The sequence below is a fragment of the Allobosea sp. RIT-PG3_2 genome, assembly GCF_057321085.1.
In genome coordinates, this window is sequence record NZ_JBXWCA010000002.1 from 268,220 (window position 1) to 283,388 (window position 15,169).

Consider the following 15,169-nt stretch of genomic DNA (forward strand, 5'->3'; position numbering starts at 1 on the left):
TGTTTCACCGCCGCCGTCATCCCGGACAAGCGGCGCAGCCGCGCCGATCCGGGATGACGGCGCGGAGCGGGACAAGGCAGAGAAAAAGGCCACGACCGCGACAGGCTCCCTCACCATCGTCGGCCTCGGCCCCGGCACGCCGGAATGGATCACTCCGGCCGCGCAGGCCGCGCTTGATGCCGCCAGCGATCTCATCGGCTACGGCCCCTATCTCGACCGCGTGCCGGAACGGAGCGGCCGGACCAAGCATGCCTCCGATAATCGCGTCGAAGTCGAGCGCGCCGCCCACGCGCTGAAGCTGGCTGCCGAGGGCCGAAAGGTCGCGGTCGTCTCGGGTGGCGATCCCGGCGTCTTCGCCATGGCGGCGGCGGTGTTCGAGGCGCTGGAAGCCGGGCCGGCGGAGTGGCTGGTCATCCCGATCACGGTGGAGCCCGGCATCACCGCGATGCTGGCGGCGGCGGCGCGGGCTGGAGCACCGCTCGGCGGCGATTTCTGCGCGCTCTCGCTCTCGGACAACCTGAAGCCTTGGGAAGTTGTGACGGCGCGTCTGACGGCGGCCCTCGCCGCCGATTTCGTGATCTGCCTGTACAACCCGATCTCGAAGGCGCGGCCCTGGCAGCTCGGCGCGGCGCTGGAGCTGGCGGCCGAGCACCGCGCGGCTGAAACGCCCGTGCTCTTCGCCCGCGCCGTCGGGCGGCCGGACGAGATCCTGCGCGTTCTTACGCTCGCTGAGGCGATCGCGACAGCCGGCACGGCCGATATGGCGACGCTGGTGATGATCGGGGCATCGAGCACGCGGCTGATCGCCCGCGAGGGCGCCGCGCCTTACGTCTACACCCCGCGCTCGGTGACGAAGAGCCCCTGCGCCACCAGCCAGGGCAGGACCTGATCGATATGATCGACGGTCTCGACATCGGGCTTGGGCGGCCGCTCGACCATCACCACCGGCAGGGAGAGCCGGCGCGCCGCCGCGAGCTTGCCGACCGTCGCCGGGCCACCCGAATTCTTGCTGACCAGGATCTCCACGCCCTCGCGGCGCATCAGATCCTCCTCGTCGTCAGTGTCGAACGGCCCGCGCTGCTGGATGACATCGACATGCGGCACCGGCAGCCGGTCGCCGATCGGCTCGATGACGCGCACGAGGTAGCGATGCTGGGGAGCATCGGCGAAAGCCGGCAGTTCGAGGCGGCCCACGGTGAGGAAGACCCGGCGCGACGCCTCGCCGAGGGCCTGCACGGCGGCATCGATATCCGGCACCGATTTCCAGCGGTCGCCGGCGCGCGGCGCCCAGGATTCGCGCCGGATCGCCAACAGCGGCACGCCTTCCGCCTTGCAGGCGTGCTCGGCGTTGAAGGGCATGATCGCGGCGAAGGGATGGGTCGCATCGACGACCGCGACGATGCCCTGCTCGACGAGATATTGTCTCAAGCCGTCGATGCCGCCGAAGCCGCCGACGCGCACCGGCAGATTCGTCGGCCGGGGATCGACGGTGTGCCCCGCCAGCGAGATAATGGCACGGATTTCCGGAGCTTGATCAGCCAGAAGCTGATCAAGCGCAGCAGCTTCGCTCGTTCCGCCAAGGATGAGGACGGTCATGTCGGCAGTCTTACGTGAATCGGATGCCCTGTCGAGCCGCGAGGCGCCGACGCCCTGGCTCTCGCTGGTCGGGCTGGGGGAAGACGGCCCCGCAGGCCTCAGCCGCGAGGCGCTCTCTGCGCTGAACGAGGCCGAGATCGTCTTTGGTGGCGAGCGGCACATCGCGCTCGTCGGCTCCGTGCCGGGCGAGCTCAGGCCCTGGCCGCAGCCCTTCCGCAACGCGCTGCCGCAGATCCTGGCCGAGCGCGGCCGCAAGGTCTGCGTGCTCGCGACCAGCGACCCCTTTCATTACGGCATCGGCAACAGCCTGAGCCGCGCCATCCCGGCCGCGGAAATGCGGATCATTCCGCAGCTCTCCTCCTTTTCGATGGCCTGCACGCGGATGCGCTGGCCGCAGGAGGAATGCGCGCTGGTCTCGCTGCATGGGCGCACGCTCTATCGGATCGTGCCGCATCTGCAGCCGGGCGCGCGCATCCTCGCCCTGTCGTGGGACGAGACGACGCCGCGCGCCGTCGCCGAGCTGATGCGCGCGCGCGGCCTCGGCGCCAGCCGTCTCGTCGTGATGGAGCAGCTTGGCGGCCCGCAGGAGCGCGTGCGCGAGACGCGGGCCGATGCCTTCGCCTTCGACGACATCGTGCCGCTGAACATGATCGCGGTCGATGTCGTGGCCGGGCGCGATGCCCATATTCTGCCGCTCACGCCCGGTCTCGACGAGGATTGGTTCGCCCATGACGGGCAGATCACCAAATCGGAAATCCGCGCCATCACCCTATCTGCCCTGGCGCCGCGCGCCGGGGAACTGCTCTGGGATGTCGGAGCGGGCTCCGGTTCCATCGCCGTCGAATGGTGCCAGCGCCATGTCCGCAACCGGGCGGTCGCCTTCGAGGCGAAGCCGGAACGCGCCGAGCGTATCGCGCGCAACAGGCTCGAGCTCGGCGGGCTCTCCGTCGATGTCTTCGGCGAAGCGCCCGCAGGCTTCGTCGGGCGCGAGGCGCCGGATGTGATCTTCATCGGCGGCGGACTGACGGAGGACGGGCTGTTCGACGCCGCCTGGGCGGCGCTGAAGCCCGGTGGCCGGCTCGTCGCCAATGTCGTGACGATCGAAGGCGAGGCGAAGCTCGCGGCGCTGCATGCCGAGCATGGCGGCTCGCTCAGGCGCATTTCGATCGACCGGCTGGCACCCGTCGGCGGCAAGCATGGCTGGCGGCCAGCGATGCCGGTGACGCAATGGCGGGTCGAGAAGCCTTGAGCGGCGGCCGCCTCGTCGCCGGCATCGGCATCCGGCCCGGAACGGGGGCTGCCGACATCCTCGCCTGCCTCGACGAGGCGCTGGCGATCGCCGGCCTTGCGGGCAGCGAGACCGCGCGTTTCGCCACGCTGGCGAGCCGCGTCGCGGAGGCCGGCATGATCGCCGCCGCCGCCGACAGGTCTGCCGAGCTCGTCGCCATTCCCGACGAGGCGCTGAAGGGTTTCGAGGCCGCCTGCGCGACGCGCTCGACCCGCATCGCCTCGCTCTATGGTGTCGGTTCGGTCGCCGAGGCTGCGGCGCTCGCGGCGGCGGGTCCGGGGGGCTCGCTGGTGCAGCCGCGCATCGCGACCGCGCGCGTCACCTGCGCGCTGGCGCGGAGCGCGTCGTGACCATCCATTTCATCGGCGCCGGACCGGGCGCGCCGGACCTCATCACCCTGCGCGGCCGCGATCTCATCGCCGCCTGCCCAATCTGCCTCTATGCCGGCTCGCTGATCCCGAAGGCGATGCTGGACTGGTGCCCGCCGGGCGCGCGTATCGTCGACACCGCCCCGCTTGATCTCGACGCGATCATCGCCGAGATGGAGGCAGCACATCTCGCCGGGCAGGATGTGGCGCGGCTGCATTCCGGCGATCTCTCGATCTGGAGCGCCTGTGGCGAACAGATGCGCCGGCTCGACCGGCTTGGCATTCCCTACAGCGTGACGCCGGGCGTGCCGGCCTTCGCCGCCGCCGCCGCCGTGCTGAAGCGCGAGCTCACCCTGCCGGGCGTCGCGCAATCGCTGGTGCTGACGCGCACCTCGGGGCGCGCCTCGGCCATGCCACCGAAGGAGACGCTCGCGACCTTCGCCGCATCCGCCGCGACGCTCGCCATCCATCTCTCGATCCATGTGATCGAGCAGCTCGTGGCGGAGCTGACCCCGTTCTATGGCGCGGCATGCCCGGTCGCGGTGGTGTTCCGCGCGACATGGCCGGACGAGACCGTGCTGCGCGGCACGCTCGCCGACATCGCCGGACAGGTTCGCGAGAGCGCTCTCGAACGCACGGCGCTGATCCTCGTCGGCCCGGCGCTGGCGGCAGATGATTTCGGCGAGAGCGCGCTCTATTCCGTCGATTACGACCGCCGCTTCCGGCCTCGGGGCGGCCCATGAGCGCGCGCGGCCTGCTCATCGCCGCCCCGCGCTCGGGCTCGGGCAAGACGACGATCACCCTGGGCTTGCAGCGTGCGCTCGTCCGGCGCGGCCTCACCGTGCGCGGCCTGAAATGCGGGCCTGATTACATCGACCCGGCCTTCCACGCCGCAGCGACCGGCGCGCCCAGCGCCAATCTCGATTCCTATGCCATGCCGGACGGCCTGCTCGGGCGCATCGCCGCAGATGCGATCGAAGCCGCCGATCTCGTCATCGCCGAGGGCTCCATGGGGCTGTTCGATGCCGTGCCGGGGCCGGAGGGCCATACCGGCGCCAGCGCCGACATCGCCGCCCTGACCGGCTGGCCGGTCCTGCTCGTCATCGACGTCTCCGGCCAGGCTCAATCGGCAGCGGCGGTCGCGCTCGGCTGCCGGGTTTACGATCCGCGCATTCGCGTGGCCGGCGTGATCCTCAACAAGGTCGCCAGCGCGCGCCATGAACGCCTCGCCCGGCAGGGCATGGAGCGCATCGGGATGCCCGTCCTCGGTGCCCTGCCGCGCGAAGCGAGCCTGATCCTGCCCGAGCGGCATCTCGGGCTGGTGCAGGCGGGCGAGACGGCCGATCTGCATGCGCGACTCGATGCGCTGGCGGAGGCCGTGGCGGCCGCCGTCGACCTCGATGCGGTGATTGCAGCCGCCGGCGAGACGAGGTTGCCACCCGCCCACGACACCCCGCCCCTGCCGGCTCCGGGCCGGCGGATCGCCATCGCGCGCGATGCGGCCTTCTCGTTCGTCTATCTGCATGTCGAGGCAGGATGGCGGGCGGCAGGCGCCGAACTCGTGCCGTTCTCGCCGCTGCAGGACGAGGCGCCGCCGGAGCACTGCGACGCCTGCTGGCTGCCGGGCGGTTATCCCGAACTCCACGCCGCGACGATCGCGGCGGCAGCACGTTTCCTCGGCGGCCTGCGCAGCTTCGCCCAGACCCGGCCGGTGCATGGCGAGTGCGGCGGCTACATGGTGCTCGGCCGCAGCCTGACGGATGCGGACGGCGTTTCGCATGGCATGGCAGGGCTGCTCTCGGTCGAGACCTCCTTCGCCAAACGCAAGATGAATCTCGGCTATCGCCGCGCCGTGCTGCAGGCCGACGGCCCGCTCGGGTTGGCCGGTGCGACCCTGACGGGCCATGAGTTCCACTATGCCAGCATCGTCGCGCAGGGTGAGGATCCGCCCTTCGCCGTGGTCGGCGACCCGCATGGCTCCGCTCCGGCCCCGGCCGGCAGCAGGCGCGGGCTGGTGACCGGCTCGTTCTTCCATGCCATTGCGACGGCGCCGTCCGCGTGACCGGCGCCCCGGTCTTCGACGCGGCGTTCGCCCGACAGTTCGGAGAACTGCTGCGCTGGCGTCGCGATGTCCGGCGCTTCAGGCGCGACCCGGTGCCGGCCACGCTGATCGAAGAGCTGCTCGCCCAGACACAGCTCTCGCCCTCGGTCGGACATTCGCAACCCTGGCGCTGGCTCACGGTCGATGGGCCGCAGCAGCGCGAGGCCGTGCAGGCCAGCTTCAGCCGCTGCAACGCTGATGCGTTGGCGTCCTACGACGGCGAACAGGCCGCGCTCTATGCCCGCCTCAAGCTTGAGGGCCTGCGTGAAGCGCCGATGCAACTCGCCGTCTTCTGCGATCACGGAACAGGACGTGGCCATGGCCTCGGCCGGCGGACCATGCCGGAGATGCTGGACTATTCGGTCGTCGCGGCGATCACGCAGTTCTGGCTGGCGGCACGCGTGCATGGGCTCGGCGTCGGGTGGGTCTCGATCCTCGAACCGGATGTGATCGCGGCGGCAGTGGATGCGCAGCCCGGCTGGAAGCTGATCGCCTATCTCTGCGTCGGCTGGCCGGAGGACGAATCCGACCTACCCGAACTCGTCAGGGCCGGCTGGGAACAGGGCTGACGGTCAGCCCCCCGCCCGCGCGAGGCGCGCGACATCACGGCGCAAGGCCAGCGACGTCGCCATCGCCAGAAGGGCGAGGATTGCGACGAGCCCCGCCGCACCCGACCAGCCAATCCCGGAAATCACCAGGCCCACCACGGCAGGCCCCAGCACCTGGCCGAGATTGCTGCCCTGCATCAGCAGGCCGATCGCGGTCGGGACCAGGTTGGGGCGTGGCGCGATCGCGGCGGCCGTCGAGAGCAGGGTCGCGGGGATGAAGCCGCCCGCCATCGCGAATAGGACACCGCAGAGGAAGGCGCCTGCCGCCGGCAGTAGCGGCAGGAAGACGAAGAGCGCGGCGAGGCCCATGGCGCCGCTGGCTGCGGCGAGGAGCAACGCGCGGTTCACCCGGCGCCGCAGCAGGACGCCGGCCAACAGGTTGCCGAGGATGTTGCCGGCCGTGGCCAGGCCGCTGAGCAGGCCTGCCAGCGCAAGCGAGCTGCCCATGCGCTCGATCAGCAGGACGGGCAGGAAGCTGAGCACCGCGAAGAACATCATCGCATAGAGCGCAAAGCAGAGCGCCAGCAGGACCGGCCCGCGAGCGAGAAACATGTTGCCGGCATCGGCCGCGAGGCCGCGCCACGATATCTTTGCGCCGCCGACACCAGCCGGCACCCGCAGCAGCACCGCCAGGGCGGCGAGGAGCGCGAAGGCGGCGCCCGCCAGCCAGATCGCGCGCCAGCTGCCGAACAGCGGACCCAGCAACATCGCCAGCGCCATTCCCGCCGGCATGAAGCAGCTCCACAGGGCCATCGCGATCTCCCGATCGCGCTCCGCCACGCAGCGGCGCAGCAGCGCCGGACCGGAGACGCTGACCATCAGGAAGCCGGTGCCCTCGATGAGCCGGCAAGCCAGAAGCGGCGCGAAGCCGGACGTGCCGGCGCCGAGCGCGCTGCCGAAGGCGAGCAGCGCCAGACCGAGCAGCAAGATGCGCCGGTCGCCGAAGCGCGTGGCGAGGGCGCCAACCGCAACGCCGCCGAACAGGCCGAGGACGGCGAAGATCGAGCTGACCCAGCCGAGCACGGCCAGATCGTAGCCCGTCTCCGCCTGCAGCAGCGGGATCGCGATAGCCGCCTTGCCGATCTGGAGCGAGGCGGCGATGCCGGCGGTAACGACGAAGGCGACGAGCCACCAATCGGTCGTGGGCGACGCACCGATACGGTTCGTGCCCGCCGCGCCGCCCGCTGTTTCCTCAATTCCGCGCAAGACGGCCCACCTCGTTGAGAACCCTGTGCTGTGATGGACCTTCTGCTTCATCGACGGAAGTGAGATAATCCGCATCAACTCGATCTATGGAATCGATCATGCTCGACAGCCTGTCGCTCGACCAGATGCGGATGTTCCTGACGGTGGCGGAAGCTGGCAGCTTTCGCGCCGCGGCCGCCCGGCTCGGCCGGGTGCAGTCTGCCGTCAGCCACGCCGTCGCAAAGCTCGAGGACGAACTCGGCATCGCCCTGTTCGATCGTTCGGGGCACAGGCCCGCCCTGACATCGGAAGGGCAGGCGCTGCTCAGCAATGTCCGCGACGTGCTGCTGCGGGTCGACGCGATGCGGGCACGGGCACGAGGATTGCGCGACGGGGTAGAGCTGGAATTGTCGCTGACCGTCGACGTGCTGTTCCCGCCCCTGCTTGTCGGCGCCGCCCTGGCCGAGATGAGCCAGACCTATCCGTCGGTCGCGATACGGCTCTCGGCCGAGGCGCTCGGCGGGCCGATCACGGCGCTGCTGGACAAGCGCAGCCAGCTCTCGATCATCGTCGGCGAGAGCTTTCGCGACCCCCGCATTGCGGTGGACGCCCTGACCGCGATCGAGATGATCGCCGTGGTCGCGGCTGCGCATCCACTCGCGCAACAGGCGGGGCCGCTCGATGCCGCCGCGCTCGCCGATCATCTCCAGATCGTGCAGTTCGACCGGTCGCCGTTGACGGATCAGCGCGATATCGGCGTGATCTCGCCGCGAACCTGCCGCGTCGGCGGGCAGGACATCAAGCACGCCATGATCCTGGCCGGTCTGGGCTGGGGCCGATTGCCGGGCTGGCTTGCGGCCGAGGATCTTGCGAATGGCCGGCTCGCGCGCGTCGAGACCGGCGTTCTCGGCCGCCGCGCGCAACTCCCGGCGGAGGCCTATGTCGGGCATCGCCTCGATGCGCCGCTCGGGCCCGCGGCCCGCAGCTTCGCCGCCGCGCTCGCGCGTCTTTGCGCCGAGCCATAGCAAAGCGCCGGCGGATCGCAGCCCCTGCAAAAACAAAGAGCCGGCCCATGCGGCCGGCTCTTCTGTTTCGTCTTCCGCTTTGGCTCAGCGTCCGCGCAGGATGCCGCCCATGATGGCACCGCCGAGGATCGAGCCGATGGCTGCGGCACCGCCGGTATCCGGGGCGGGCTCGCGCGTGCGCACCTGTCCGCGATAGGCACCGGCCGTGCCGCGCTGCGAGGTCGTGCCCGAGCCTTCCTGAGCGACGCCGCGCTCGCGGGCCATGTCGCGCCGGTACATCTCGTCGCCCTCATAGGTGACGTTGCGGGTGGCGCGTCCGCCCTGCGGACGCTCCGCAACAGCCTTCCTGGTCTTCTTCTCGGCCGCGGCCTTCTCTTCCTGGGCGAGCATCTGCTGGTAGGCCGGCTCGCTCTGGGCCCGCAATGCCGTCGCCTGCATCGCGGTCAAGAAGCCGGTCTCGGGGATGCCGCGGCTCTTCTGCCACTCCTGGATCGCCTTGCGCTGGCTCGGGCCGAAATTGGCGGCGATCTTGCCAGGCTGGAGGCCGCTGAGACGCAACCGGTTCTGCAATTCGCGCCGCTCCGGAGCCGAGAGCTTCATGGCCGTTTCGCTCTGCGCGGTGCCGATCTCCTTCTTCAGCGCCTCGTCGGTGACGCCGGGCGGTGTCGCCAGGAAGCCGGCGGCGGGCTTGGCCGCCTCGAGGCTGGCGAGACGGTTGCGGGCGAAGGTGGCGAACTGGCCGGACGGGAACGCGTCGAGATAGGCGCGGTAGTCCGGTGCGGAATTGCCGCGCTCGGCCACTTCCCAGGTCTTCACATCGAGCTGGGCGCGATCGAGCGAGGAGGCGACCGGCATGGCCGGAATCGGCACAGCGGCGTCGATGGCCTTGGTCGCTGCGGCGCTCGGATCGACCGAAGCCAGCTTCAGCGTCGGGTTGAGCCTGAACTCGCCGATGATCGAGGAATTCGTCCAGGGCTTCTGCTTCTTGCCGGTGGTTTCCCAGACATCGGCCCGCACGCGATCCATCACGGTGGTGATCGAGACCTCGGGAGTCTCGATGTGCTTGAGCAGCGCGGAGGTGAACGGGCTGTTGCCGTCACGTTCGCCATCCAGCGCGGTGGCGCGCGGATCGGTCGCGAAGGCGATCAGGATGCCGGAGGCGGACTGGGTCTCGATCGCCGTCAGGCCGCGCGTGACGGCACGCGATTTCGCCGCGAGCTGAGTGGCGAAGGGATTGTCGCGGCAGGCGTCGAGGATGACGATGTTGACGCGCTCGTCGCGCTGCATCTGGCGCAGCACCAGCTGGACGTTGACCGCGCGGAAATCGAGGTCCGCCTCGGAACGGAGCGAGGCGTCGACCGGGATCAGGTAGTTCTCGTCGCCGACCGCGATGCCGTGGCCGGCATAGTAGACGAGGCCGGCCTTGGCGCCGTCGAGCTTCTGCGCGAACTCGCGCACGACGCCCGTCATCTCGTCCATCTTCAGGTCATAGCCTTCGACGACGTCGAAGCCGAGGCGCTTGAGCGCCGCCGCCATGCCCCTGGCGTCGCGCTGCGGGTTGGCGAGCGGTGGCACCGCCGTATAGGCGCTGTTACCGATCACCAGCGCGACGCGCCGCTCCGGCACGGCCGCGGAGCCGGGCGAGGCGAACGCCACGGCCCAGAGCACCAGCGCAAAGGCCGCAGCCATCCGGGCTTGGAACACCGAAACCAGAGACGTCAAGCTCACGACAACCTCCCCTGCTGCTGCGGCACATATCTTCTGGCCGCGAAAGGCCCGACAAAGGGCACTGCACGATGATAAACGGACGACGATAGACGAAGGCCAACAGACATTTTTACCGCAACACTTCCCGACGGTAAACCAGAATACCCGTTGGTCGCGCCTCCCTCGTCCCAGGTTCAAACGGAATTTCGGAGCCTTGCTCCGAAGGGCCACCATCGCGCGACGTGGCCGATCGCGGCATCCTCCATTTGCAGGAGAGAGGCGGTATAAGACCAAGGGATGAGAAGCCCGCTCCGCGAGCCGCTTCCAGCCCTGGGATCGTTGACTTATGTTCCCGGCGCGGTGCAGCATGACATGCAAGGGGAACCGCTCAAACAAGAAAGACAAAGCTGATGAGGGCTGGCAATCGGCATGCCTGAGGACAATATTCTTTCGACGTCAGGTCTAACCAAAGAATTTGCCGGCTTTACAGCTGTGAACGGCGTCGACCTCAATGTCCGGCGCGGTTCGATTCATGCATTGATCGGGCCGAATGGCGCGGGCAAGACGACCTGCTTCAACCTGCTGACGAAATTCTTGCCGCCGACGCGCGGGACCATTCTCTATAATGGCCGTGACATCACGCGGGAGAAGCCGGCCGAGATCGCGCGGCTCGGGCTCGTCCGCTCTTTCCAGATCTCGGCAGTGTTTCCGCAGCTCTCCGTGCTGACCAACGTCCGGATCGCGCTGCAGCGCAAGCGCGGCGATTCGTTCGACTTCTGGCGCTCGGAGCGCACGCTGAAGAGCCTGGACGACGAGGCGAGGAACCTCGTCGACGCTGTCGGCCTCACGCCCTTCCTGTCGCTCACGGCAGGCGAGCTCAGCTACGGCCGCAAGCGGGCGCTGGAGATCGCGACGACACTGGCGCTCGATCCCGAGATGCTGCTGCTCGACGAGCCGATGGCCGGCATGGGCCGCGAGGATGTCGAGCGCATCGAGGCGCTGATCCGCAAGGTCTCGAAGAACCGCACCATCCTGATGGTCGAGCACAACCTCTCGGTCGTCGCCTCGCTGTCGGACCGCATCACCGTGCTGGCGCGCGGCCAGGTCCTGGCCGAGGGCGACTATGCCACGGTCTCGAAGGACCCGCGCGTGATCGAGGCCTATATCGGTTCGGGAGGCGGCCATGGCCACCATTGAGGCCCTGAAGGCGCCGGCAGCAGCCACGGGCACCGCGCCTTTGCTGAAAGTGCGCGGGCTCGAGGCCTGGTACGGGGAATCCCATGTGCTGCATGGCGTCGACCTCGATGTCGCGCCGGGCGAGGTGGTGACGCTGCTCGGCCGCAACGGCGCCGGCAAGACCACGACTCTGAAGTCGATCATGGGCGTGATCGGCAAGCGCAAGGGCTCGGTGGTGCTGGAAGGCACCGAGACGATCGGGCTGCCCTCGCGGGCGATCGCCCGGCTCGGCATCGGCTTCGTGCCGGAGGAGCGCGGCATCTATTCCTCGCTCAGCGTCGAGGAAAACCTGATACTGCCGCCGCAGGTCCGCCCCGGCGGGCTCTCGCTCGAGGCGATCTTCACGCTCTTCCCCAACATCAAGGAGCGGCTGAAGAGCCAGGGCACCAAGCTCTCCGGCGGCGAGCAGCAGATGCTGGCGATCGGGCGCATCCTGCGCACCGGCGCGCATCTGCTCCTGCTCGACGAGCCGACCGAGGGGCTGGCGCCGGTCATCATCGAGCAGATCGGCCGCACCATCGCCAGGCTCAAGCAGGACGGCTTCACCATCATCCTGGTCGAGCAGAACTTCCGCTTCGCCCAGACGGTCGCCGACCGGCACTATGTCGTCGAGCAGGGCAAGGTCATCGATATGATCCCGAACGCCGAACTCGACGCCAATATCGACAAGCTGCACAGATATCTCGGAGTCTGACGGGCTTTTTGCCCGGGCGCCGGCATCGCGCGGCCAAGAACACGGCGAAACGCCGACAACCACAGCAGGGAGAACAACGATGAAGCTCAAGACCATTCTCGCAACGACCGCGCTCGCCGCCCTGATGGCGAGCCCGGCACTGGCCCAGCAGATCTCGGTCAAGGCCGGCGTGCTCAACGACCGCTCAGGGCTCTATGCCGACCTTTCGGGCGAGGGCTCGGTGATCGCCGCGCGCATGGCGGTCGAGGACTTCAAGGCCGCCGACAAGGGCATCAAGGTCGAGATCGTCTCGGCCGACCACCAGAACAAGCCGGATGTCGGCTCGACCATCGCCCGGCAATGGTACGATCAGGACGGCGTCGACCTGATCCTCGACGTACCGACCTCCTCGGTCGCGCTGGCGGTGAGCCAGATTACCAAGGAGAAGAACAAGATCCACATCAACTCCGGCGCCGGCAGCTCGGACCTGACCGGCAAGGCCTGCAGCCCCAACACCGTACACTGGACCTACGACACCTATGCGCTGGCCCAGGGCACGGGCGGCGCCATGGTGAAGGCCGGCGGCGACAGCTGGTTCTTCCTGACCGCCGACTACGCCTTCGGCCATGCACTGGAGCGTGACGCCAGCGCCACCGTCACCAAGAACGGCGGCAAGGTCGTCGGCGCGGTTCGCACCCCATTCCCCGGAACCGACTTCTCCTCCTTCCTGCTGCAAGCGCAGGCTTCCAAGGCGAAGGTCATCGGCCTCGCCAATGCCGGCAGCGACACCACCAACGCGATCAAGCAGGCGGGCGAGTTCGGCATCGTCGCCGGCGGGCAGAAGCTCGCAGGGCTCCTCGTCTTCATCAGCGACGTCCATGCGCTCGGCCTGCAGGCGGCGCAGGGGCTGGTCCTGACGGAGTCGTTCTACTGGGACAAGGACGACCAGACCCGCGCCTGGTCGGAGCGCTTCGCCAAGCTCAACGGCGGCAAGAAGCCGACCATGGTCCATGCCGGCGTCTATTCCGGGCTGCTGCACTATCTCAAGGCGGTCGAGGCCGCGAAGAGCAAGGACAGCGCCGCCGTCATGGCCAAGATGAAAGAGACGCCAACCGACGACCCGCTCTTCGGCAAGGGCACGATCCGCGTCAACGGCCGCAAGGTGCATGACATGTATCTCTACGAGGTCAAGAAGCCGTCCGAGTCGAAGGCCCCGTGGGACTACTACAAGCAGATCGCCGTGCTGCCGGGCGAGCAGGCCTTCCAGCCGCTCGCCGAGAGCGAGTGCCCGCTCGTCAAGAAGTGACGGTCGCGGTTTAGCGCTCGTCATCCCGGACAAGCGGCCGCAAGGCCGCGCCGATCCGGGATCCATCCAAGGGCTCGGCGCTCTGTGATGGATCCCGGATCTTCGCTTCGCTCCGTCCGGGATGACGCGAGCGAAGTCACTCAGAAGACAAAAGCGAAGAGCCCCTCATGTTCGAGCTTCTCGGAATTCCGCCCCAGGCGTTGTTCGGCCAGGTCCTTCTCGGCCTGATCAACGGCTCGTTCTATGCGATCCTCAGCCTTGGGCTGGCGGTGATCTTCGGGCTCCTGAACATCATCAACTTCAGCCATGGCGCGCAGTACATGATGGGCGCTTTCGTGGCCTGGATGTGCCTGAACTATCTCGGCCTCAATTACTGGGTGGCGCTGCTGCTGGCGCCGATCATCGTCGGTGCGACCGGCATCGCGATCGAGCGGCTGCTGCTCAAGCGCATCGCCCATCTCGACCATCTCTACGGGCTGCTGCTGACCTTCGGCCTGGCGCTGATCATCCAGGGCCTGTTCCGCAACCAGTACGGCTCGTCCGGCCTGCCTTACGCCATCCCGCCGCAGCTCTCGGGCGGCCAGAATCTCGGCTTCATGTTCCTGCCGAACTATCGCGCCTGGGTGATCTTCGCCTCGCTCGTCGTCTGCCTCGGCACCTGGTTCCTGATCGAGAAGACCAAGCTCGGCTCCTATCTGCGCGCCGCGACCGAGAACCCGACCCTGACCCAGGCCTTCGGCATCAACGTGCCGCTGCTTGTGACGCTGACCTACGGCTTCGGCGTCGCGCTCGCGGCCTTCGCCGGCGTGCTCGCCGCGCCGATCTACTCGGTCAATCCGAACATGGGTGGCGACCTGATCATCGTCGTCTTCGCCGTCGTCGTCATCGGCGGCATGGGCTCGATCATGGGCGCCATCGTCACCGGCTTCTCGCTCGGCCTGATCGAGGGGCTGACCAAGGTGTTCTACCCGGAAGCGGCGGCGACCGTGATCTTCATCATCATGGTGCTGGTGCTGCTGGTGAAGCCCGCCGGCCTGTTCGGCCGCCAGGCCTGACGCAAGCAAGGATCCGACGACATGACCGACCTTGCCTCGACCGACACCCCGGCCGCCACCGTCCTCACCGAGACCGACGACAGCACGGCCCGCCTGCATCGCAACCTGTTCATCGCCATCGCGGCGCTGCTGGTGATCGCGCCCTTCGTCGCCTATCCGGTCTTCGTGATGAAGGTGCTGTGCTTCGCGCTGTTCGCGCTCGCCTTCAACCTCCTGCTTGGCTATGGCGGGCTCCTGTCCTTCGGCCATGCCGCCTATTTCGGGATGGCGAGCTATGTCAGCGCCTACACCGCCAAGAACTGGGGCCTGACGCCGGAATTGGCGATCCTGCTCGGAACGGCCGTCGCTGCCCTGCTCGGCACCGTCTTCGGCGCGCTCGCCATCCGCCGCCAGGGCATCTACTTCGCCATGATCACGCTGGCGCTGGCCCAGATGGTGTTCTTCTTCTCGCTGCAGACGCCGCGCTTCACCGGCGGCGAGGACGGCATCCAGGCCGTGCCGCGCGGCAAGCTGTTCGGCCTGATCAGCCTCGCCGACGACCGCGCCCTCTACTGGCTGGTGGCCGCGATCTTCATGGCCGGCCTCCTGCTGATCTACCGCATCATCCACTCGCCCTTCGGCCAGGTCTGCAAGGCGATCCGCGACAACGAGCCCCGCGCCATCTCGCTCGGCTATCGCGCCAACCAGTACAAGCTGATGGTGTTCGTGCTCTCCGCCACGCTCGCCGGCCTCGCCGGCGCGACCAAGGCCATCGTCTTCCAGCTCGCTTCGCTCACCGACGTCTACTGGTCGATGTCGGGCGAAGTCGTGCTGATGACGCTGGTCGGAGGCCTCGGCACCGTCTTCGGCCCGATCGTCGGCGCGCTCGTCATCGTCTCCATGCAGAACTACCTGGCGACGCTGGGCGCCTGGGTCACCGTCGTCCAGGGCGTGATCTTCGTGCTCTGCGTCCTGCTCTTCCGCGAGGGCATCGTCGGCGTCATCGCCAAAGCCATCAAGAAGCCGCTCTAGCGGCGGCCGG

General features: G+C 68.5%; 15 protein-coding genes. 12 read left to right on the forward strand and 3 right to left on the reverse strand.

Annotation, left to right across the window (positions count from 1 at the left end; all coding sequences use genetic code 11):
* Positions 1-115: 115 nt before the first annotated feature.
* Positions 116-889: a precorrin-3B C(17)-methyltransferase gene (cobJ, locus tag AC2FAN_RS06995; RefSeq protein ID WP_485173726.1), complete on the forward strand. Its 774-nt coding sequence runs from the start codon at positions 116-118 to the stop codon at positions 887-889.
* Here the strand turns inward: cobJ and AC2FAN_RS07000 are convergent.
* On the reverse strand, positions 832-1,596 hold the full coding sequence (locus AC2FAN_RS07000) for a cobalt-precorrin-6A reductase (protein ID WP_265051583.1): 765 nt from the start codon (positions 1,594-1,596) through the stop codon (positions 832-834). The two genes, cobJ and AC2FAN_RS07000, sit on opposite strands and share 58 nt — an antisense overlap.
* Here AC2FAN_RS07000 and cbiE point away from each other — a divergent pair.
* Genes cbiE through bluB form a run of 5 tightly spaced genes read left to right on the forward strand, consistent with a single transcriptional unit; the run spans position 1,595 to position 5,922 of the window.
* On the forward strand, positions 1,595-2,845 hold the full coding sequence (cbiE, locus tag AC2FAN_RS07005; RefSeq protein ID WP_485173202.1) for a precorrin-6y C5,15-methyltransferase (decarboxylating) subunit CbiE: 1,251 nt from the start codon (positions 1,595-1,597) through the stop codon (positions 2,843-2,845). The genes AC2FAN_RS07000 and cbiE overlap by 2 nt on opposite strands.
* A complete protein-coding gene (locus AC2FAN_RS07010) occupies positions 2,842-3,234 on the forward strand; it encodes a cobalamin biosynthesis protein (protein ID WP_485173203.1) in 393 nt (130 codons plus the stop codon). The genes cbiE and AC2FAN_RS07010 overlap by 4 nt, the downstream gene beginning before the upstream one ends.
* Complete coding sequence (gene cobM / locus AC2FAN_RS07015; protein ID WP_485173204.1) at positions 3,231-3,995, forward strand: precorrin-4 C(11)-methyltransferase; 765 nt, start codon at positions 3,231-3,233, stop codon at positions 3,993-3,995. The genes AC2FAN_RS07010 and cobM overlap by 4 nt, the downstream gene beginning before the upstream one ends.
* A complete protein-coding gene (locus AC2FAN_RS07020; protein ID WP_485173205.1) occupies positions 3,992-5,314 on the forward strand; it encodes a cobyrinic acid a,c-diamide synthase CobB in 1,323 nt (440 codons plus the stop codon). The genes cobM and AC2FAN_RS07020 overlap by 4 nt, the downstream gene beginning before the upstream one ends.
* Positions 5,311-5,922, forward strand: a complete 612-nt coding sequence (bluB, locus tag AC2FAN_RS07025; protein WP_485173206.1) for a 5,6-dimethylbenzimidazole synthase — start codon at positions 5,311-5,313, stop codon at positions 5,920-5,922. Before AC2FAN_RS07020 ends, bluB begins: the two co-directional genes overlap by 4 nt.
* 3 nt (positions 5,923-5,925) lie before the next feature.
* Here the strand turns inward: bluB and AC2FAN_RS07030 are convergent, their stop codons facing one another.
* Complete coding sequence (locus tag AC2FAN_RS07030) at positions 5,926-7,167, reverse strand: MFS transporter (RefSeq protein WP_485173207.1); 1,242 nt, start codon at positions 7,165-7,167, stop codon at positions 5,926-5,928.
* 98 nt (positions 7,168-7,265) lie between these two features.
* Here AC2FAN_RS07030 and AC2FAN_RS07035 point away from each other — a divergent pair, with 98 nt between their 5' ends.
* A complete protein-coding gene (locus tag AC2FAN_RS07035) occupies positions 7,266-8,171 on the forward strand; it encodes a LysR family transcriptional regulator (protein ID WP_485173208.1) in 906 nt (301 codons plus the stop codon).
* An 84-nt stretch (positions 8,172-8,255) separates the two neighbouring features.
* On the opposite strand, the gene AC2FAN_RS07040 is transcribed toward AC2FAN_RS07035, so the two are convergent.
* A complete protein-coding gene (locus tag AC2FAN_RS07040) occupies positions 8,256-9,899 on the reverse strand; it encodes a caspase family protein (protein ID WP_485173209.1) in 1,644 nt (547 codons plus the stop codon).
* Positions 9,900-10,307: 408 nt separating this feature from the next.
* On the opposite strand from AC2FAN_RS07040, the gene AC2FAN_RS07045 reads away from it, so the two are divergent.
* The 5 genes from AC2FAN_RS07045 to AC2FAN_RS07065 all read left to right on the forward strand — a co-directional run bounded on the left by AC2FAN_RS07045 (position 10,308) and on the right by AC2FAN_RS07065 (position 15,159).
* Complete coding sequence (locus AC2FAN_RS07045; RefSeq protein WP_476805183.1) at positions 10,308-11,075, forward strand: ABC transporter ATP-binding protein; 768 nt, start codon at positions 10,308-10,310, stop codon at positions 11,073-11,075.
* Positions 11,062-11,808 (forward strand): ABC transporter ATP-binding protein, encoded by a 747-nt coding sequence (locus tag AC2FAN_RS07050; protein ID WP_485173210.1) that lies wholly within the window; start codon positions 11,062-11,064, stop codon positions 11,806-11,808. Before AC2FAN_RS07045 ends, AC2FAN_RS07050 begins: the two co-directional genes overlap by 14 nt.
* Before the next feature lie 79 nt (positions 11,809-11,887).
* Positions 11,888-13,093 carry an ABC transporter substrate-binding protein gene (locus AC2FAN_RS07055; protein WP_485173211.1) on the forward strand — a complete coding sequence of 402 codons (1,206 nt, stop codon included), beginning with the start codon at positions 11,888-11,890 and terminating at the stop codon, positions 13,091-13,093.
* A gap of 167 nt (positions 13,094-13,260) precedes the next feature.
* Complete coding sequence (locus tag AC2FAN_RS07060) at positions 13,261-14,148, forward strand: branched-chain amino acid ABC transporter permease (RefSeq protein WP_265051571.1); 888 nt, start codon at positions 13,261-13,263, stop codon at positions 14,146-14,148.
* Positions 14,149-14,169: 21 nt separating this feature from the next.
* Complete coding sequence (locus AC2FAN_RS07065; RefSeq protein WP_476805186.1) at positions 14,170-15,159, forward strand: branched-chain amino acid ABC transporter permease; 990 nt, start codon at positions 14,170-14,172, stop codon at positions 15,157-15,159.
* Positions 15,160-15,169 lie beyond the last annotated feature (10 nt).